General features: G+C 69.1%; 8 protein-coding genes. All 8 read right to left on the bottom strand.

Annotation, left to right across the window (positions count from 1 at the left end):
* Nucleotides 1–398 (bottom strand): DUF222 domain-containing protein (locus VFW69_RS13565; RefSeq protein WP_526502038.1); only part of this gene is annotated, 398 nt, incomplete at its 3' end.
* Nucleotides 399–767: 369 nt separating this feature from the next.
* Nucleotides 768–1,829 (bottom strand): type III polyketide synthase, encoded by a 1,062-nt coding sequence (locus VFW69_RS13570; protein ID WP_526502039.1) that lies wholly within the window; start codon nt 1,827–1,829, stop codon nt 768–770.
* Between the two features lie 157 nt (nt 1,830–1,986).
* The gene (locus VFW69_RS13575; RefSeq protein WP_526502040.1) at nt 1,987–5,070 is read right to left on the bottom strand and encodes a type I polyketide synthase; all 3,084 of its coding nucleotides are present in this window, start codon (nt 5,068–5,070) and stop codon (nt 1,987–1,989) included.
* A 2-nt stretch (nt 5,071–5,072) separates the two neighbouring features.
* Nucleotides 5,073–11,435, bottom strand: a complete 6,363-nt coding sequence (locus VFW69_RS13580; RefSeq protein ID WP_526502041.1) for a type I polyketide synthase — start codon at nt 11,433–11,435, stop codon at nt 5,073–5,075.
* A gap of 19 nt (nt 11,436–11,454) precedes the next feature.
* The gene (locus VFW69_RS13585; RefSeq protein WP_526502042.1) at nt 11,455–17,853 is read right to left on the bottom strand and encodes a type I polyketide synthase; all 6,399 of its coding nucleotides are present in this window, start codon (nt 17,851–17,853) and stop codon (nt 11,455–11,457) included.
* 132 nt (nt 17,854–17,985) lie between these two features.
* Nucleotides 17,986–19,047 (bottom strand): type III polyketide synthase, encoded by a 1,062-nt coding sequence (locus tag VFW69_RS13590; protein ID WP_526502043.1) that lies wholly within the window; start codon nt 19,045–19,047, stop codon nt 17,986–17,988.
* A gap of 109 nt (nt 19,048–19,156) precedes the next feature.
* Nucleotides 19,157–20,575, bottom strand: coding sequence for an argininosuccinate lyase (argH, locus tag VFW69_RS13595; RefSeq protein ID WP_526502044.1), 1,419 nt, complete (start codon nt 20,573–20,575; stop codon nt 19,157–19,159).
* Nucleotides 20,572–21,789, bottom strand: coding sequence for an argininosuccinate synthase (locus VFW69_RS13600; protein ID WP_526502045.1), 1,218 nt, complete (start codon nt 21,787–21,789; stop codon nt 20,572–20,574). Before VFW69_RS13600 ends, argH begins: the two co-directional genes overlap by 4 nt.
* Between the last annotated feature and the right edge of the window lie 45 nt (nt 21,790–21,834).

Raw genomic sequence — 21,834 nt, forward strand, 5'->3', positions numbered from 1 at the left:
GTGCGCAGCTGGTTGACCGTGGCGCAGCCCGCCAGCTGCGCGTAATGCTCATCGGAACCCTTGCCCGCCCGTGCGGCGATGACGCCTACCTGATCCAGCGACAGTCGACCCTCCCGCATGCCCGCCGCGCAGCGAGGAAACTCCTGCAGCCGGCGCGCCACGGTGGCGATCGTGTGGGCATTTCCCGATGACCAGCCCAGCTTCCAGGCCACCAACGCCCCCACCGACCGCGCACCCGTAGCGCCGCACAGCTCGTCGCGATCCAGCTCGGCGACGATCTGCACAATGCGCCCATCAATCGCGTTGCGCTGACCGGCCAACTCCGCCAACTCCTCGAACAGCACGTCAACACGCTCGGCAGGGCTCACCGCCGCGGGAGGCGATGCGGTCGAAGACATAACGTCATCATCGCAGCCAGGTACGACAACTATCGGCTGTCGATCCATGTCGGGGTGAGGCCGTCATCAATTGCTCAGCGGCACAGCCTGCTTGGCCGCCAAAACGCGCGCCCTACCGCAACCTTCAGCACGGCCACCTCCGCCCCATCACGCGCCCAACCGAGGGGCTCGACCGCGCCAGATCCACGTCGCGAAAACCACGAGCTACACCGTGGTCGCGCCGAAGGCGGTCTTCACGATGCGCACATTGGCCACCAGGGCAGCCCGGGCCCCGAAGTTAGTGCGCAGATCCCCGCAGCCCAAAACCGAAAAACGACTGGTCAACCCGGTGCGGTTACTGCGAAACCCCAAACCATGAGCCAGGTCAGCTCAGTGCCAGCGCAGCAACACCAGTTCGGAGCCGATGCCGGGACCCAAAGCGAGCATCAGCCCGGGGCTGCCGCTGGACGGCGGTTTGGCGATGGTGTCGCGCAGGATGTGTAGCACGGATGCCGACGAGAGGTTGCCGACTTCCCCGAGCGAGCGCCAGGTCAATTCCTGCGCCTCCTGAGGCAGCTCGAGGCCCTTGGCGATCGTGTTGATCACCTTGGGGCCGCCGGGATGGGTCACCCAGGCGCCGATGTCGTCCTTGGTCAGGCCATGTCCGGCGAGGAAACTTTTCACGTCGTCGGTCAGGTAACGGTCGATGACGTCCGGCAATTCCGGAGACATCGCCAGCTGCATGCCGTCTGAGCCGATGTTCCAGCCCATGATGTGCAGCGATTCGGGGTACAGGCGGCTGCGCGAATCCACGATGTCGGGCCCGGCGGAATTCAGCCGCTCGGCGCGACGGTCGCCGACGGTGACCACGGCCGCGGCACCGTCGCCGAACATGGCCGTCCCGACCAATCCCGACACCGTCGGCCTGACCGTCGGGAAGGTGAGCGAACACAGCTCGACCGACACCAGGACTGCGACGCCGTCGGGCGCGCCCCGCAGGTAATCGTGCAACCGTCCGACGCCCGCCGCGCCGGCCGCGCAGCCCAGACCGAACAGCGGAGCGCGGCGCACGTCCGGGCGCAGGCCGAGCCGCCCGACCATCCGGGCATCGAGCGACGGGACCGCGATGCCGGTGACCGTCGTGGTGGCGATCATGTCGATGTCTCGCGGTTGCAGCCCCGCCTCGTCGAGAGCACCCAGCAGCGCGTCGCAGCCCAACTCCACGGCTTTGTCGATGAAGATCTCGTTGGTCGCGCCGAAGTCGGTCAACTCGCGGTATCGCTCGAGGGGCAGCACGAAGTGGCGGCCGTTGACCCTGGCGGCGGCGTGCAGGCGCCGGACGATCCCTTCGTGTTCCTTCAATGCGGGGAACTCGACGAGCTGGTCGGTGATTTCGCGTTGGCTATACCGATGTGGCGGCAACGCGCCGAATACACCCGCGATGACGCTCATGCTCTACCCGCTTGATTGCTAACCAGCATAAACACTCCCCTTGATACGCGAATTTTATGCGGTTCCGTTTGGTGGTGCAAAAGTTTCACATATTCAACACATGCCTTATTAAGTACGCCCTGCGCCCGCGTAACCATCTCCGCCAGCGGGGAATTCATCATTCGGCGTCATCCTCATCCGCCGAACTGAGCGCCATCGCGATCAACGCATCGGGGCTCAACGAGTCGATGTCGTCGGCGTTGGCATTTGCTTCGGACACGGGTGTTTCCGGCATGCCGGCGAGCAATAGAAGTTTTTCAAGTAATCCCGTTCTTCGAAGCTCGCGCACCGGAATCTTACGCAGCGCCGACCAAATCTTTTCCTCCTCCGATTCACCCGCCTCGTCATGCAGTAGCTGCCGGCGAAGGTGGTCGGCCAGCGCGGCCGGCGTCGGGTAATCGAAGATCAGCGTTCGCGACAAAGCCAGGCCGGTATGGCTGGTGAGGCGGTTGCGCAGCTCGACCCCGATCATCGAATCAAATCCGAGGTCGCCGAAAGCGCGGTCGCGGTCGATGGCCTCGCCGCCCGGATGCCCCGACACCGCCGCCGCATGCTCGCAGACCAGCTCCACTAGCGCCCGACGCTGGTCGTCGGGCGCCAGCCCGTGCAGCCGGTGCGCCAAATCGGGCGTTCGGGTGGCCGTGGCGGGCGGAGTTCCCGCCCCGCCGGCGCCCAGCCAAAACCTCTGTCGCGCAAAGCCATACGTCGGCAACTCGACCGGTCGCGCGTTCAGCCCGGCGAACAGGGCCGCCCAGTTCGGGTCGAGGCCGCGGGTGAACAATTGGCCGACCGCGCCCAGCAGCGATTCGGTCTCGGGCCGATCCTTGGCCATGGTGGGCACCGGGATGGCCCGCTCGGCGCTCAGCGATTGGTCCACCGCCGCGGTCAGCGCGGCACCCGGACCCAGTTCCACGAAGAGTTCGGCGCCGGCCGCCTCGGCGGTGCGCACGCCGTCGAAGAAGCGCACCGGCTGACCGACATGCGCCGCCCAGTACTGCGGCGACCCGTACCCCGCGCCGGCCAGCCGCCCGGTCACGTTCGACACCAACCCGATTCGCGGCGCCCCCACCTCGATGCCGGCCACCACCGCGGAAAATTCCGCCACCATGGGCTGCATCAGCGGCGAATGAAACGCGTGCGACACCGCCAGCCGATGCACCCGCCGGCCCTCCTGGGCCAGCCGGTCGGCCAGCGCTTCCACCGGCGCCTGCGCGCCGGACAGCACCACCGCGTTGGGGCCGTTGACCGCCGCGATACTCACCCCATCGTTCAGCAATCCAGCCACCTCGGCCTCGCCTGCGCCGACCGCCACCATCACCCCGCCGGCCGGCAGCCCCGCCATCAACCGTCCCCGCGCCGCCACCATGCGCGACGCATCCGTGAGTGACAGCACCCCGGCCACACATGCCGCGGTGACCTCGCCCACCGAGTGCCCCATCACGACATCGGGCGCCACACCGAAGGACTGCCACAACGCGGCCAGCGCGATTCCGAGCACGAACAACGCCGGCTGGGCAAACTCGGTGCTGCGCAACAACTCCGGGTCCGCGCCCCACATCACCTCACGCAGCGGCAGCCGCAGCTGAGCGTCCACCGCCGCGGCGGCCTCGTCGAAGGCCCGGGCGAACACGTCGAACCGGTCATACAGTTGCCGTCCCATCCCCAACCACTGCGACCCCTGGCCCGGGAACACAAAGACCTTCTTGCCCAACGACATCGCCCGGCCCACCGCCACATCCGGCGATGACTCACCCGCCGCGAGGGCCGACAAACCCCTCGCCAGCGCCGGACGGTCGCCGCCCACCACCACCGCGCGGTGCTCGAAGACCGTCCGGGTACTGACCAACGACCAGGCCACGTCGAGGGGGCTCACATCGGCACGGTCGGCCACATAGGCCGACAGCCGTTGCGCCTGGTTGGCCAGCGCCTGTTCGGATCGGGCCGATAGCACCCACGGCAATGCCTCGTCTGCGTCCGCGGGAGTTTCCAGCCGGCTTTCCTGCTCGACGGTGGGCTGCTCGACGATGAGGTGTGCGTTGGTGCCGCCCATTCCGAACGAGGACACCCCGGCCCGGCGCGGGTGATCCGCCGGCGGCCACGGCTTCAGCGCGGTGTTGACCTGCAGCCCAGGGTCATTGAGGTCGGTCCGGGGGTCGGCGTAGTTGAGGCTGGGTGGGATCGCGGCATGTTCGATGGCCAGTACGGCCTTGAGCAGGCCCGCGATTCCCGCCGCGCCTCCGGCGTGGCCGGTGTTGGTCTTCACCGATCCCACCCGCACCGGATTCTGGGCGCGCTCGGCGAAAATCTCCCCCAGCGCCTGAAGTTCGATCGCGTCGCCAACCTTGGTCCCCGTGCCGTGGGCCTCGACGTAATCGATGTCGCTCCCCGTCAGGCCGGCATCGGCGAGCGCGCGCCGGATCACGTCCGCTTCGCTGCGCGCCGAGGGCACGGTCTGGGCGGTCGCGCTGTGCCCGGCGTTGCCGACGGCGCTGCCGCGAATGATCGCGTGGATGCGGTCACCGTCGTCCAGCGCCGAAGGTAGGGGCTTCAGCAGCACCAGTCCCCCGCCTTCACCGCGCACGTATCCGTCGGCGCGCTGATCGAACGCATAGGTGTGGCCCGACACCGACACCGCGCCGAATTCCCCTTCCAGCATCGCGATTTCGTCGGCCAGGTTGAGGTGGACTCCGCCCGCGATCGCCAGCGTCGACTGACCGGTGGCCACGCTTTCGCAGCCGAGGTGCACCGCCACCAGAGAAGACGACTGGCCGGAATCGACGGTCATGCTGGGTCCGTGCAAACCGAAGGCGTACGAGATGCGGTTGGCGATCATCGCTCGGCTGATCCCGGCGAAGGTGTGGTGGTCCAGGTTGTCGGCGAGATCGCGCAGCGTCAGTGCGACGTAGTCGTCCGTCATCGCTCCGAGGAATACCGAGACCGGTTCGCCCCGAAGCGTTTCCGGGATTAGGTAGGCATCTTCGAGCAACTCCCAGGTCAGTTCCAGGGCCAGGCGTTGCCGGGGATCCATCGCGCACGCCTCACGCGGTGACAGGTTGAAGAAGTCGGCGTCGAATTCGCCTGCGTCCCCGGTGAACTCAGTGGCCTCACGCCCGTCGCGAATCAAGCGCCAGAATGCACCGGGGCCGGGCGCGGCGGGGAACCTGCATGCCAGCCCGATGATCGCGACGTCTGTCGATGGCAAGGTCAGGGGCCGACTTCGTCGTCGAGAATCGCGAAGAGCTGGCTCTCGGTGGCGGTGGAGATGTCGTCGTCGAACGCGTCCTCGGGGTGTGACAGGAGCGGCGCCGGCGACGGGCCCATCACGGTGCTCAACAGGCTTTCCAGCCGGGTGATGAGCTGCGCCTTCTCGCCGGGGCCCAGATCGGGCGCCTTGAGCAGTGCTTGCAGTTCCCGGGCGATGTCGTTGAAGCGGGTCATGCGATCGGGCGGCGTGGCACTCGCCGCTGAAGGGGCGCTGGCGGCCAGTTGGGCGGCGAGGTGTTCGGCAAGCGCGCCCGGCGTGGGCTGGTCGAAAATCAGCGTGGGCGAAAGGGTAAGCCCGGTAGCAATTTTCAGCCGGTTGCGCAGTTCGACGGCGGTCAGCGAATCGAAGCCGAGGTCGCCGAACGCATCGTCGGCGTTGACGTCCGCGGTGCTGTGACCCAATACCGTGGCCGCGTTGCTGCAGACCAGTTCGACCAATTCGCCTTGCCGCTGCTCGGGGGTCATGCCCTCCAGCCGCGCCCGCAGGCCCGTCAGGGACACCATGTCGGTGTGCTCCAGGACCCGACGCGCCGGCCGGGTGGCCAGCTGGCTCAGCAGCGGCGGCAGCGTGTCGCTGTGGTGCGCCAGCGCCGCCCTGTCCAGTCGCGTGCCCACCACCATGGGGTGTTCGGTCAGCAACGCGGCATCCAGCAGCTCCAGCGCCTGCCGAGTGGACAATGCGCTCAGCCCGGCCCGGCTCATCCTGGCCTTGTCACGCTCCCCGAGGTGTCGGGTCATCGTGGAGGTCTCTTCCCACATCCCCCAGGCCACCGACAGGCCCGACAGTCCCTGAGCGCGGCGGTGCGCCGCCAGCGCATCGAGGAAGCTGTTGGCCGCCGCGTAATTTCCTTGACCCGGCGCACCCACGATGCCCGCCATCGACGAAAACGCCACGAACGCCGACAAATCCGCTTCTTTGGTCAGCTCGTGCAGATGCCAGGCTCCGTCTACCTTTGCCCGCAACACGGTGTCGATGCGCGCGGGCGTCAATGACGCGATCACCGCGTCGTCGAGCACGCCCGCCGCGTGGAACACCGAGCGCAATGGATACTGCGCCGGCACCTGTGCCAGCAAGGCCGCGACGGCGTCCCGGTCGCCGACATCGCAGGCCACCACGGCCACCGATGCCCCCGCGTCGCGCAATTCGGTGGCCAGCTCGGCGATGCCGTCGGCGCGGTCAGCGCTGCGGCTGACCAGCATCACATGGGGCACTCTGTGCCGCTCGACGAGATGGCGCGCCACCGCCGAACCCGCCATGCCGGTGCCGCCGGTGATCAGCGCGGTGCCGCCGGCCAGCCCGGCGGGCCCATCCGGCATGGTGAGCACAACCTTGCCGATGTGGCGCGCCTGGCTGACAAACCGGTAGGCGTCGGCGGCGCTGCGCGCGTCGAATGCCTTGACCGGCAACGGCGCTAGGACCCCTCCAGCGAATGACTCCATCAATTCCGCCAACATCTCGGCGATGCGGTCGGGGCCGGCCTCCATGAGATCGAACGCCCGATACGTCACACCGGGATGGGCCAGTGCGACGGCATCCGGGTCACGCAGATCGGTCTTGCCCATCTCGATGAAGCGGCCGCCGGGCCCCAGTAGCCGCAGCGACGCATCGTTGAACTCCCCTGCCAGAGAGTTGAGCACCACGTCCATGCCACCGGCGCCGGCGGCGAATTTCTGTTCGAAATCCAGCGTGCGGGAATCCGCGATGTGCGCATCGTCGAATCCCATGGCGCGCAGGGTGTCCCACTTGCCGCGGCTGGCGGTCGTGAATACCTCCGCACCCCAATGCCGGGCCAGCTGTACCGCGGCCATCCCTACGCCGCCGGTGGCGGCGTGCACCAGCACCCGCTGCCGGGCGCGCAGTCCCGCCAGCACCGACAGCCCGTAATAGGCTGTCAAAAACACGACCGGCACGGCCGCGGCCTGAGCCATCGACCAGCCCTGCGGCACTCGGGTCACCAACCTGCGATCGACGACCGCCTCGGAGGCGGCCAACCCGAAAATCCCCATGACCGCGTCGCCGACGGCCAAATCCGTCACGCCCGCGCCGAGTTCGGTGACGATTCCCGCGCCCTCGGCGCCCAGCTGCGCGGCACCCGGGTACATGCCCAGTGCCACCAGCACATCGCGAAAGTTCACGCCCGCCGCGGCGACTGTTACCCGCACCTGACCGGCCTCGAGTGACGCCGGCGCGGTCCGCTGCACCGCCAAATCCTCGAGCGTTCCCCCGTCGCCGGCGGCCAGCCGCCACACCGACGGCGGGTCGGGCAGCCGCAGCAGGGGTCGCTGGTCGGCCGGTTTCAGCCGGGCGCTGTAGGACACACCGTCGCGCACCACCAATTGCGGCTCGCCACAACCGATCACCGTTGCGATATCGAGTGTTCCGTCGGTATCGACCAACACCACGCGGCCCGGGTGCTCGGCCTGGGCCGAACGCGTCAGCCCCCAGACCGCGGCACCGGCCAGGTCCGCGACGTCCTCCGCCAGCAGGCCCACCGCCCCGCGGGTCTGCACCACCAGGACGCCGGCCTCCTCACCCGTCAGCCAGGTTTGCAGCGCACCCAGGGCCTCGTGGGTCGCGGTGTAGACGGAGGTGACGGCGCCTGACTCCGCCAACGGTGACTCCCAGACGGTGAAGTCCTCACCAACGTCGTTGCCGGGCAGCGAGACCGGCGACCACACCACGTCGAGCAGCTCACCACTGCCAGAGCGGGCCACCACGGCCGCGGCCAATTGATCGGCCGAGACGGCGCGCGTCACCAGCTCGCGCACCGACAAGACGGGCAGCCCGGACGAGTCGGCCAGCTCGACCGACACTGCGCCGGCACCGACCGGCGCCAGCCTGACCCGGACCCGGGATGCGCCGGCCGCGTTCAGACTCACTCCTTGCCATGAGAACGGCAAGACGGTCTCGATCCGCTCGTCGGCCACACCCAGCGCATGCAGCGCCGCATCCAGGACCACCGGATGGATGCCGAAGCCACCGGTCGATACCCCGGCCTGTTGCGGAAGCTCCACCTCGGCGAAAGTCTCGGTCCCCCTGCGCCAGACGGCCCGCAACCCCCGAAAGGCCGGTCCGTATCCGTAGCCCCGGTCCGCCAGGCCGTCGTATGCGCCGGTCACGGTCACCGCGTCCGCACCCAGCGGCGGCCACACCGACAGGTCGGTGCCCGGCGCGGGCGCACCGTCGCTCAGCACGCCTTCGGCGTGCAACAACCAATCAGATTGCGCGGCACGCGAATACACTGTGACCGGGCGCGTTCCCGCGTCGCCGGCCGCGGCCACCACGACCTGAAGGTGCACCACGCCGGCCGCCGGCACCGACAGCGGCGCGGACAGCGTCAACTCCTCGATCAGCGAGCAGCCGACCTCGTCGCCGGCCCGCAACGCCAACTCGACGAAGCCGGCCCCGGGAAACAGCACCGTGCCGGCCACCGCGTGGTCGGCCAGCCATGGCTGAGCGGCCAGCGAAAGCCGGCCCGTCAACACCACACCGCCGGAATCCGGCCGCTCCACCACCGCGCCCAACAGCGCATGCTCGGCCTCGGCCAGACCCAGGCTGGTGATGTTGGTCGAACCCACCGAGTCACTGGATAACCAAAACCGGCGCCGCACAAAGGCATACGTCGGCAGCTCGACACGCTGGGCGCTGGGGTCGGAGAACGCCGCTGCCCACTGCACATCGGCCCCGGCCGTGAACAGCTGCCCAGCCGCCCGCAGCAGCGACTCCACTTCGGGGCGGCCCTTCGCCATGGTCACCACCGAGGTCGCCCGGTCGGTCGCCAGGGATTGCTCCACCGCGGACGTCAGCGCCGCGCCGGGACCCACCTCCAGGAACACGCCGGCACCGAGGGATTCGGCGAGCCGCACCCCGTCGACGAATCGCACCGGCTTGCGCACATGGTCGACCCAGTATCCGACGCTCCCGTAGTCGGGGCCGGCCAGTCGGCCGGTCAGGTTGGACACCAGGGCGACCCGCGGCTCGGCGGCCGACACGTCGGCCGCCGCTGCAGCGAAGTCCGCCATCATGGGCTCCATCAACGGCGAGTGAAACGCGTGCGAGACCGCCAGCCGGTGCACCCTCGCACCGCCGGTGGCCAGCCGGTCCGAGACCGCCGCCACCGCCGCCTGCTCACCGGAGAGCACCAGCGACTGGGGGCCGTTCACCGCCGCGATGCTCACGGCACCGTTGAGCAAGGGAGCCACGTCTGCTTCCGTCGCGGTCACCGCGACCATCACACCGCCGGCGGGTAGCCCGGCCATCAACCGGCCCCGCGCGGCAACCAGCCGTGCCGCATCGGGCAGCGACAGCGCCCCGGCCACACAGGCCGCGGCGATCTCACCCACCGAATGGCCGATCACCACATCCGGTGTGACGCCGAAGGACTGCCACAGCGCGGCCAGCGCGATCTCCAGCGCGAACAACGCCGGTTGGGCAAACTCCGTGCTCTGCAACAACTCTGGGTCGCTGCCCCACATGACCCCACGCAGCGGCAACCGCGCATGGGCGTCGACCGCCGCGACGACCTCGTCAAAAGCCTGGGCGAACACGGGAAAACGCTCATACAGCTCGGCGCCCATCCCGAGCGACTGCGAGCCCTGGCCGGGAAAGACGAACACCCGCTTGCCCACCGACCGGGTCCGGCCGACCAGCACGCCCGGGTCCGGCCGCCCGGACGCCAGCCCCGCCAACCCCGCTGTCAGGGACTCGCGGTCGGCACCCACCAGCACCGCGCGATGCTCGAAGGCCGCCCGGGTGGTCGCCAGCGACCACCCCACCTCCACCGCCCGCAGACCCGTGTCGGAGCTCAGCCGGTCCAGCAGCCGTTGGGCCTGACCGGCCAACGCCTCGGGTGACCGGGCCGAAACCACCCACGGCATCACCGGATTCGGCGTCCCCGCTACCGGTTGGGCTTCGCTGTCGAGTTGCGCGGGAGCCTGCTCGACGATCACGTGCGCATTGGTGCCGCTGATCCCGAACGACGAGACGCCCGCCCGCCGTATCCCGCCGTGATCCGGCCACGGCCGCGGCTCGGTCAACAGCGACACCGCACCGGCCGACCAATCCACGTGCGGCGACGGGATGTCCACGTGCAGCGTCTTGGGCATCACCCCCTGCCGAATCGCCTGCACCATCTTGATCACCCCGGCCACCCCGGCCGCTGCCGAGGTATGCCCGATGTTCGACTTGATCGAGCCCAACCACAGCGGCCGGTCCGCCGGGCGATCCTGACCGTAGGTCGCCAGCAGAGCCTGGGCCTCGATGGGGTCCCCGAGCACAGTCCCGGTTCCGTGGCCCTCGACCACATCCACGTCCGCCGCCGCGAGTCCGGCGTTGGCCAGCGCCGCCCGGATCACCCGCTGCTGGGACGGCCCGTTGGGTGCGGTCAACCCGTTCGACGCGCCGTCCTGATTCACCGCCGTGCCGCGCAGCACCGCCAAGACGGGATGCCCCAGGCGTCGCGCGTCGGCCAGCCGCTCCAGCACCAGCACACCCGCGCCCTCCGACCACGAAGTCCCGTCCGCCGCAGCGGCGTACACCTTGCAGCGCCCGTCGGGGGCCAGCGCACGCTGGCGGCTGAACTCGACGAAGGCCGCGGGGGTGGCCATGACGGTCACCCCACCGGCCAGCGCCAGATCGCATTCCCCGGACCGCAGCGACTGCGCGGCCAGATGCATGGAGACCAACGACGACGAACATGCGGTGTCCACCGACACCGCCGGGCCTTCCAGGCCCAACACATAGGACACCCGGCCCGAGGTCACGCTCAGCGTCGAGCCGGTCAGCCCGTAGCCCTCGAGTTCGCCCTTCACCTCGCCGCCATAGCCGGCGTGAATGACCCCCGCGAACACTCCGGTCGTCGAGCCCCGCAACGTGAATGGGTCAATGCCCGCCCGCTCCAACGCTTCCCAGCAAATCTCCAGCATCATCCGTTGCTGGGGATCCATCGCCAGCGCCTCGCTGGGCCCGATGCCGAAGAATCCGGCGTCGAAGTCACCCGCGTCCTGCAGGAAGCTGCCCTGCCGGGTGTACATCTTTCCCTTGGTATCGGGGTCGGGGTCGTACAACCCTTCGACATCCCAGCCGCGGTCGGCCGGGAAGTCCGACACCGTGTCGCGGCCCTCGATCACCAGTTGCCACAAGTCTTCTGGCGATTCGACTCCACCGGCGTAGCGGCACGCCATGCCCACCACGGCGACCGGCTCGGAAAGCCGGCCCTCCAGTTCCGCGACGCGCCGCCGGGTCCGCCTGAGATCCGCCGTGAGGCGTTTCAGGTAGTCGACGTGCTGCGTGTTGCCCGGCATCGTTGCTCCTTGTGGGGTGTCAGCGGCCGAGTTCTTCATCGAGGATCGCAAAGAGTTGGCTTTCGGTGGCGGCGTCGAGGTCATCGTCGAGGTGTTCGGCATCGGAAAGATCGCCCGGCGGGAGCGCGGCGAGCAGGTTGTGAATGCGGGCCCGCAGCACCGATTTATCGTCGGCATTCCAATTGGGCGCCCCGAGCAGCGCCTGCAGTTCCCGGGTGATGTCGTTGAAGCGACCCATCAGGTTCGGCTGATCGTCGGCGCCGGCGGTGCCGGCCAGTTGGGTGTCCAGATGCGTCGCCAGCACGGTGGGTGTCGGATAGTCGAATATCAGTGTCGGTGAAAGGGTAAGGCCCGTAGCGTTTTTAAGCCGGTTCCGCAGTTCGACGGCGGTCAGCGAATCAAAACCCAGCTCTTGGAAGGCGCGGCCGGCGTTGATGTCCGCCGGATTGGCCACGCCCAGCACCATCGCCGCGTTGCCGCAAACCAGGTCGACCAGCTCGCGCTGTCGCGCCTCGGGACTCAGACCGTGCAGGCGCGCCGAAAGCCCGCTCGTCGAGGCGGTGACGTCCGTGTCGTCGATGACGCGCCGGGTCGGACCGGCCACGAGTTCCCGCAGCAGCGGGGGCAGCGCGGCGATGTTGTCGGACAGGGCGGCCCGGTCCACCCGGGCGGCCACCAGCACCGGGCTATCGACCAGCATCGCGGCGTCGAAGGCCGCCAGCGCCTGTTCGGTGGACAGCGGCGCCAACCCGATCCTGCTCATCCGGGCCTTATCGCGATCCCCCAGGTGTGCTGTCATCGCCGAGGCCTGCTCCCACAGGCCCCAGGCCAGCGACAGGCCCGGAAGTCCGTAGGCGCGCCGATAGGCGGCCAGCCCGTCGAGGAAACTGTTGGCCGCCGCGTAGTTCGCCTGACCCGGGGTCCCCACGATCCCGGCCATCGACGAAAACACCACGAACGCCGAGAGATCCAGGTGCCGGGTGAGCTCGTGCAGGTTCCAGGCGCCGTCGACCTTGGCGCGCAGCACGGCGTCTACCCGATCCGGGGTCAGCGACGAGATCAACCCGTCGTCGAGGATGCCCGCGGCATGGACGACTCCGCGCAGCGGATATTGCGCCGGTATGTGGGCCAGCATCGCCGACGCCGCCTCGGGATCCGCGACATCACAGGACACCACCGACACCTGCGCGCCGGCCTCCTGCAGCCCGGCCACCAGCTCGGCGACCCCGGCGGCCCGGGCGCCGGTCCGGCTGACCAGCACTACGTGGGCCACCCGGTAACGGTCAACCAGGTGGCGGGCCAGGGCCGAACCGGCCATACCGGTGCCACCGGTGATCACCACGCTGGCCCCCGCCAGTCCCCCACCGCAGCCGCTGAGCACCTCGCCGGGACCCGACGGGACAGTCAGCGCGACCTTGCCGATGTGGCGTGCCTGACTGACGTACCGATAGGCCGCCGAGGCGCAGCGAACATCAAAGGTCTTCAGCGGCAACGGTTTCAAGTCTCCGTCCGTCAACAGCCGCACGGTCTCGGCCAGCATGGCCGCGGTGCGGTCGGGGCCGGCCTCCATCAGGTCGAACGCCCGATACACCGCGCCCCGATATTGGTCGGCGATGACGTGCGGATCGCGTACGTCGGTCTTGCCCATCTCGATGAATCGCCCGCCGGGAGCCAATAGCCGCAACGACGCGTCGGTGAACTCGCCGGCCAGGGAGTTGAGCACGACGTCGAACCCGGCCCCGTCGGTGGCCGCTATACACTTCGCGAATTTCGCCTCGAATTCCGTCGTGCGCGAATCGCCGATGTGGTCGTCGTCGAAACCCATCGCGCGCAGGGTGTCCCACTTACCGCGGCTCGCGGTGGCGAACACCTCGGCGCCCCAGTGGCGCGCCAGCTGCACCGCGGCCATGCCCACCCCGCCGGTGGCGGTGTGCACCAAGACCCGCTCACCGGCGCGCAGCCCGCCCAGCACCGACAGCCCGTACAGCGCCGTCAGGAAAACCACCGGCACGCCCGCGGCCGCGACCAGCGACAGCCCCGGCGGCACCGGTGTGACCACGCGCTGATCCACCACTGCTTCGGAACCGACGACCCCGAGTAACCCCATCACCGCGTCGCCGACGGCCAGACCGGTCACGGCGGGCCCCACCTCGACGACCACGCCGGAGCCCTCGGCTCCCAGCCGGCCGCCACCCGGGTACATCCCCAGGGCCACCAGGACATCGCGGAAGTTCACCCCGACCGCGGCCACCGCCACCCGCACCTGCCCGCCAGTCAATTCGGTTCGCGCGCACGGGCTTACGACCAGGTCCTCCAGCGTGCCCTCCCCGCCGGCGTCCAACCGCCAGCCCGCGGAAGGCAGCCCGATCGCGTCGCGCACCGGCCGTAACCGCGCCGCATACGCCACACCGTGACGAACCACCACTTGCGGCTCGCCACAATCGATCACCGCACTGGCATCGACAGATCCGTCGGAGTCGATCAGCACCATCCGGCCCGGGTGCTCGGCTTGCGCGGACCGCACCAGACCCCACACCGCCGCACCGGCCAGATCCGAAACGTCTTCCCCGGCAAGGGCGACGGCCCCGCGAGTCTGCACGGCCAGCATCGCGTTGCTTTCGTCGCACAACCGGGATTGCAGCGCTGCCAATATCTCGGTGGCTGCGGCATGCACCGCCTTCACCACGTCGCCGCCATGATCGCCGAGTTCCCACAGCGTGGCCTCGGCGCCACCCTCGCCGCCGCCCAGCGCGATCGGCGACCAGGTCACGTCGAGCAATCCCCCGGAGCGCTGTGCGGGAGCCGCCGCCGTCAACTGCCCGGCCGAGACCGGGCGCATGGCCAGCGATCGCACGGTGAGCACCGGTAGTCCCATCGTGTCGGCCAATTCCACCGAGACCGAGCCGGCACCGGCGGGCGCAATCCGGACCCGCGCCCGCGTCGCGCCCGACGCGTGCAACGAGACCCCCTGCCACGAGAACGGCAACACGGTCTGGTCTTGCTCGGCGGCGACACCGATCGCGTGCAGCGCGGCATCCAGCAGCACGGGGTGCACTCCGAAGCCGCCGTCCTGGGCGCTGGCCTCGGGCACGGCGATCTCGGCGAAGATCTCGTCCCCGCGCTGCCACACGCCCCGCAGACCCTGGAAAGCGCCGCCGTATTCGTAGCCCCGCTGCGCCAGCCGCGCGTAGGCGCCGGTGACGTCCACCGCGGTCGCGCCGGCGGGCGACCAGACCGAAAGGTCCGCCGCCGGGGTCACCGTGCCGGGCCGCAACACGCCCTCGGCATGCAACACCCAATCCGAATTCGGCTGGGCGCCGGCGGAATACACCGACACCCGCCGCGTACCCGACTCGTCGGGTGCGGCCACCACCAGTTGTACCTGAACACCCTCGGCCGGGGGCAACAGCAACGGAGCCGACAGGGTCAGCTCGTCGAGCACCCCACAACCGACCTCGTCGCCCGCGCGGATGGCCAGCTCGACGAATCCGGCCCCCGGGAACAACACGGTCTCGCCCACCGCATGATCGGCCAGCCACGGGTGGTCCGCCGTCGACAACCGGCCCGTCAGCACCACCCCGCCGGAATCGGGCCGTGGTACCACGGCACCGAGCAATCCGTGCTCGGCGGCGGCCAGGCCCAGGGTGGCGACGTCTTGCGAGCCCGTCGACCCGCCCGGAAGCCAAAAGTGTTGCCGGACAAACCCGTACGTCGGCAGGTCGACGGCCTGGCCACCCAGGCCGGCCATCGCGGCGCGCCAGTCCACGGCCACGCCCGCGACGTGGGCCTGGGCGACCGAGAGCCAGAAGCGGTCCAGGCCACCGTCGTCGCGGCCCAGCGACGGGATGACGCACGTCCGCTCGCTGTCGGGCATGGTTTCTTCGATCGCGGCCATCAGCACGGGATGCGGGCTGGATTCGATGAACACCTGATAGCCCGCGTCGCACGCGCTGCGTACTGCCCGCTCGAATTGCACGGTGTGCCTGATGCTTTGGAACCAGTAGTCGGCGTTCAGGCCCGCGGTGTCCATCGGCTCACCGGTGACCGTGGAGAAGAAGGCAACCGCGGAGGGCCGCGGCTCGAGGCCGTGCAGCGCGTCGGCGAGAGGCTCGCGAATCGTGTCCACCTGTGCGGAATGCGACGCGTAGTCGACGTCGATCCGGCGGGCGCGGATGTTGTCGGCTTCGCACCGCTGCATCAGTTCGGCCAGTGCATCCACCTCGCCGGACACCACCACCGCCGCAACACCGTTGACGGTCGCGATATTCAGTCGCTCACCCCAGCCGGCGATCAGCTGCTCGGCGCGCGCCAGACTGCACGCCAACGACACCATGCCGCCGCGGCCCGACAACTGCACCAGCAGCCGGCTACGCAGCGTGACCACCCGGGCGGCGTCGTCCAGCGACAGCGCCCCCGCCACGTAGGCCGCCGCGATTTCGCCCTGCGAATGGCCGATGACCGCATCGGGAACCACGCCCGCCGAGCGCCACAGTTCGGCCAGCGACACCATCACCGCCCACAGCGCCGGCTGCACCACGTCCACCCGGTCCAATCCGGGTGCACCCGGGGCGCCGCGGATCACGTCGATCAGCGACCAGTCGACGTATTCGGCGAGGGCATGAGCGCAGCGTTGCAGGTGCTCGGCGAATACCGTTGAACTGTCTAGTAATTGGGCGCCCATACCGGCCCATTGCGAGCCCTGGCCGGGGAACACGAACACCGTCTTGCCCACCGGCTGCGCCCGGCCCGTCACCAAGCCCGCACCCTGCTCACCGGCCGCCAATGCCATCAGCCCACGCAGCAACTGCGCGCCGTCGGCGCCGACGATGACCGCTCGGTGCTCGAAGCTCGACCGCGTCGCGATCAGCGACCAGCCCACGTCCAACACCCGCACCCCGGGATCGGCCTTCACGCGGGCCAGCAGCCGCGCGGCTTGGTTGGCCAGCGCCTCACCGGAGCGGGCCGAGAGCACCCACGGCACCACCACGTCATCAGCTGGGCGCGTGACATTTTCCTGCTCCGGGAAGTACTGCTCCACGATGACGTGCGCATTGGTGCCGCTGATGCCGAAGGAGGAGACTCCCGCACGGCGCGGCCGGTCCACCGCCGGCCAGGGCCGCTGTTCCGTCAGCAGCGACACCGCGCCGGCCGTCCAATCCACATGCGGCGTCGGCTCATTCACGTGCAACGTCTTGGGCATCACACCGTGGCGGATCGCCTGCACCATCTTGATCACCCCGCCGGCACCCGCGGCCGCCGAGGTATGGCCCATGTTCGATTTGATCGAACCCAGCCACAGCGGCTCATCCGCCGGACGGTCCTGCCCGTAGGTCGCCAGAACCGCTTGAGCCTCAATGGGATCCCCGAGCGTGGTGCCCGTGCCGTGACCCTCGACCAGATCGACTTCGGTCACGCCCAGCCGCGCATTGGCCAGCGCCGCCCGGATCACCCGTTGCTGCGACGGCCCGTTGGGCGTCGCCAGGCCGTTGGACGCGCCGTCCTGATTCACCGCGGACCCGCGTACCAGGGCCAGCACCGGATGCCCGTGTCGCCGGGCGTCGGCCAGCCGCTCCAGCACCAGCACACCGACGCCTTCGGAAAACCCGGTGCCGTCGGCGGCACCCGCGTATGCCTTGCACCGACCGTCGGCGGCCAGCGCGCGCTGCCTGCTGAACTCGATGAACATCGCCGGTGTGGCCATCACCGTCACTCCGCCGGCCAGCGCCAGATCGCACTCGCCGGAGCGCAACGACTGCGCCGCCAAGTGCAGGGCCACCAACGACGACGAACACGCCGTGTCCACCGAGACGGCGGGGCCTTCGAACCCCAGCGAATAGGCGACCCGGCCCGAGGCCACGCTGAGCGTCGAGCCGCGCAGGCCGTATCGCTCCAGGTGACCCGGGACCCGGCCCTGACCCCCGTAGGAGCCGTGGAATATCCCGGCGAACACACCGGTCGCCGAGCCGCGCAGGGTGGCGGGGTCAATTCCGGCCCGCTCCAACGCCTCCCAGGACACCTCGAGCAGCAGGCGCTGTTGCGGGTCCATGGCCAGCGCCTCGCTCGGGGCGATCCCGAAGAACGCCGCATCGAAATCGGCGACATCCGAGAGGAACCCACCGCACCGCGCGTACGACTTGCCCACCGCGTCGGGATCCGCGTCGAACAGACCGGCCAAGTTCCAGCCGCGGTCCGCGGGAAACTCCGAGACCACATCGCGGCCATCAACCACCATCTGCCACAACGCCTCTGGTGAATTCACGCCACCCGGATACCGGCAGCCCATGCCCACCACCGCCACCGGTTCGGTCGCTCTTTCTGCTAACAGGGCCAGGTACTGGCGGTTCTCACGCTTGAGCCGCTCGGATTCTTTCAGCGATTGGCGAAGAGCCATGATCAGCTCTTCGGTGTTGCCGTTCATCGAAGGCGGCCTCTCGTCACTCACAGCGATACTTCCGCGACGGGCCTGCCCCACGCCGGCCGGGGGTCCCATCGCCACAAACTCTTCAAGCCCAAAAAGCGACGCCTTACGGTAGAGGTGCACGGGCGAAAATCAGTGCCAACGCAACAACACCAATTCGGAACAGAATCCCGGACCCATCGCGAGCATCAGACCGGGGCTTTCACTCGGCGGCGGCTTGGCCATGGTGTCGCGCAGCACATGCAACACCGACGCCGACGAGAGGTTGCCGACCTCACCGAGTGAACGCCAGGTCAGTTCGAGGGCCTCCGGTGGCAGGTCGAGAGCCACGGTGACCGCCTCGATGACCTTGGGACCACCGGGGTGGGTCACATAAGCGCCGACATCAGTCGTGGTCAAGCCGTGCGCACCCAGAAACTGGGTGACATCGGCTTCGATGTATTGCTCCACGAGAGCCGCGACGTCCTTCGACAACACGAGTTCGAACCCGGTGGTGCCGACGTCATAGCCCATGGTCCCTAGCGAGTCGGGGTAGAGACGGCTGCGTGAATCGAGGATGCTGGGCCCGCCGGCAGTAACCTGTTTGGCGCGCCGCTCGCCGACGGCCACCACCGCTCCGGCTCCGTCAGCGAACAAGGCGCTGCCGACCATACCGGCCAGCGAGGGCTTGTACCCGGGATAGGTCAGCGAGCAGAGCTCGACCGAGACCAGGGCGGCCACGGCGTCCGGTGCGCCGCGTAGGTAGTCGTGCACGCGGGCCAAGCCCGCGGCCCCGGCCACGCAGCCGAGTCCGAACAGCGGCACCCGTCGCACGTCGTCAGGCAGGCCGAGCCGCGCGGCGATCCGGGCGTCCACGGAGGGCACCGCGAGTCCGGTGACCGTGGTGGTGATCAGGACGTCGACGTCCCGCGGCCGCAGTCCCGCCTCGTCGAGCGCGCCGGAAAGCGCCTCACAGCCGAGCTTCACCGCGTGCTCGGTGAAGATCCGGTTCGCCATCCCGAAGTCGGTCAGCGCGGGATACTGCTCCAGCGGCAGGACCAGGTGACGGCTATCGACTTTGGCGCTGGCATGCAGCTGTCGAACGATGTCCTCGTAGCCCTCGAACTCCGGGATGCCGACGAAGAAGTCGGTGACCTCACGCTGGGAGTAGCGGTGCGGCGGTAGCGCACCGAAGACGCCGGCGACGACACTCATCGTTCTCCCACCCCCTGGTGACGAAGACCCGGGCCGAAAGGTTCAACCGGATCGCTGAGCCCGAAGTCTAGTCTGCCTGTCACGGCCCGTCAGGGAAACTCACCTCATCTCAATCGTCGTCGCGCAGCTGGCTTTTGAGCCTATCTGCGCTGGCCAGGACGGTTTCGATCTGCTCGGCGACCCGAGCCGGCGCGGTGCCGCCTCGCGCGTCGCGCGAGGACACCGAGCCCTCGATCGTCAAGACCTCACGGACCTGTGGCGTGAGATCGGGGCTGATGGCGGCCAATTCGTCGTCGGTCAGCTCGTCGAGTCCGACCGCCCGCTGCTCGGCGGCGCGCACCGCGGCGCCGGCGGCCTCGTGCGCGGACCGGAACGGCACCCCCTGGCGCACCAGCCATTCGGCGATATCGGTGGCCAGCGTGTAGCCGGCCGGGGCCAGGGCGGCCATCCGCTCGACATCGAAGATCAGGCTGCGCAGGAGCCCGGCCATCGCCGGCAGGACCAGCTCCAGCTGGGCGACCGAATCGAACACCGGTTCCTTGTCTTCCTGCAGGTCACGGTTGTAGGCGAGCGGCTGGGCCTTAAGCGTGGCCAGCAGGCCGGTCAGGTTCCCGATCAGCCGGCCGGACTTGCCCCGCGCCAGCTCGGCGATGTCGGGGTTTTTCTTCTGCGGCATGATCGAGCTGCCGGTCGACCACGAATCGTGCAGGGTGACGTAGCCGAATTCCGTCGAGCTCCACAGGATGATGTCCTCGGCCAGGCGGGACAGGTCGACACCGATCATGGCGAAGACGAAGGCGGCCTCCGCGGCGAAATCCCGGGAGGCCGTCGCATCGATGGAGTTGTCGGCCGCGCTGGTGAAACCGAGGTCCGCGGCGATCGCGTCGGGGTCCAGGCCGAGCGAGGAGCCGGCCAGTGCGCCCGAGCCGTACGGGGACACCGCGGCGCGCTTGTCGAAGTCGACGATCCGGTCGACGTCGCGCAGCAGCGGGTGGGCGTGCGCCAGCAGGTGGTGGCCCAACAGCACCGGCTGCGCGGACTGCATATGGGTCTTACCCGGCATGATGGCGCCGGGGTGGGCGGCCGCCTGGGCGGCCAGCGCGCCGACGACGTCCAGCGCCGCGGCGGCGACCCGGCGCACCGCGTCGCGCAGCCACATCCGGAACAGCGTGGCCACCTGGTCGTTGCGCGACCGGCCGGCCCGCAGCCGCCCGCCCAGGTCAGGTCCGACCCGGTCGATCAGTCCACGTTCCAGCGCCCCGTGCACGTCCTCATCGGTGACCAGCGGCGCGAAGCTGCCGTCGGCGACGTCCTCGGCGAGCTGGTCCAAGCCGGCCAGCAGCCCATCACGCTGCTCTTCGTTCAGCAGCCCGGCCCGGAACAGGATCACGGTGTGGGCCCGCGAGGCGACGATGTCGTAGGGGGCCAGCACCCAGTCGAAGTGGGTGGACTTGCTCAGCGCGGCCAGCGCATCCGACGGGCCGTCGGCGAACCGCCCGCCCCACAGCGACCCCTCGCGAGTGCTCACGCTTCGGCCGGGCCCTGTGAAGTCTGGTCCCGGCGGGACGCGATCTTCGAGGACAGCCCGTGCACGTAGACGAAACCCTTTGCGGCCGACTGGTCGAAGCTGTCGCCCTCGTCGTAGGTAGCCAGATTGAAGTCGTACAGGGATTCCGCGCTGCGCCGGCCGTTGACCGCAATGTGGCCGCCGTGCAACACCATTCGCACCTCGCCCGACACGTGCTCCTGGGTCTTGGCGACGAAGCTCTCCAGGGCGTCCTTGAGCGGTGAATACCACAGCCCGTCATAAACCAGCTCTGCCCAACGCTGATCGGTATGCCGTTTGAACCGGCCCAGTTCGCGCTCCAGCGTGACGTGTTCGAGTTCGGTGTGCGCGGTGATGAGCACCATGGCGCCGGGCGCCTCATAGATCTCGCGGCTCTTGATGCCCACCAGCCTGTCCTCGACGACGTCGAGGCGGCCGACGCCCTGGGCGCCCGCGCGCGTGTTGAGTTCCTCGATGGCGCCCAGCACCGAAACGCGCTTGCCGTCGATCGTCACCGGCACGCCGCGTTCGAACCCGACGATCACCTCGTCGGGCGTGCTCCAGTTCAGCGTGGGGTCCTCGGTGTACGCGTACACGTCCTTGGTGGGCGCGTTCCAAAGATGTTCCAGGAAGCCCGTTTCCACCGCGCGGCCCCACACGTTCTGGTCGATGGAGAACGGCGAGCGCTTGGTCACGTTGATCGGGATGGCGTTCTCTTCGGCGAACGCGATCGCCTTCTCCCGCGTCCAGGCGTAATCACGAACGGGCGCGAGCACCTCGAGATCGGGTGCCAGCGAACCGAATCCGACCTCGAACCGGACCTGGTCGTTACCCTTGCCGGTGCAGCCGTGCGCGACGATGCTGCCGCCGTGCTCGCGCGCCGCCGCCACCAGGTGCCGGACGATCAGCGGCCGGCTGATCGCCGACACCAGCGGGTAGCGGTCCATGTAGAGGGCGTTGGACAGGATCGTGGGCAGGCAGTATTCGTCTGCGAACTCGTCGCGGGCGTCGACGACGACGGCTTCCACCGCGCCGCAGTCCAGGGCCCGCTGGCGAATGACCTCCATGTCTTCGCCGCCCTGGCCGAGGTCGATCGCCACCGCTACGACCTCACGGCCGGTCTCCTTGCCGATCCAGCTGATCGCGACCGAGGTGTCCAGACCGCCGGAATACGCCAAGATGACGCGTTCTGACATTGACCAATCTCCTTCTGTCAGGCCTCTATTGAAGGCTCTCGATCG

The sequence above is a fragment of the Mycobacterium sp. genome (assembly GCF_036273375.1).
In the GTDB taxonomy this organism is placed as follows: domain Bacteria; phylum Actinomycetota; class Actinomycetes; order Mycobacteriales; family Mycobacteriaceae; genus Mycobacterium.

Bases quoted from the DNA above. Each gene is read 5' to 3' on its own strand.
- VFW69_RS13580 (WP_526502041.1), bottom strand. From the start codon at position 11,435: ATGCCGGGCAACACGCAGCACGTCGACTACCTGAAACGCCTCACGGCG.
- VFW69_RS13585 (WP_526502042.1), bottom strand. From the start codon at position 17,853: ATGAACGGCAACACCGAAGAGCTGATCATGGCTCTTCGCCAATCGCTG.
- VFW69_RS13600 (WP_526502045.1), bottom strand. From the start codon at position 21,789: ATGTCAGAACGCGTCATCTTGGCGTATTCCGGCGGTCTGGACACCTCG.
- VFW69_RS13570 (WP_526502039.1), bottom strand. From the start codon at position 1,829: ATGAGCGTCATCGCGGGTGTATTCGGCGCGTTGCCGCCACATCGGTAT.
- VFW69_RS13590 (WP_526502043.1), bottom strand. From the start codon at position 19,047: ATGAGTGTCGTCGCCGGCGTCTTCGGTGCGCTACCGCCGCACCGCTAC.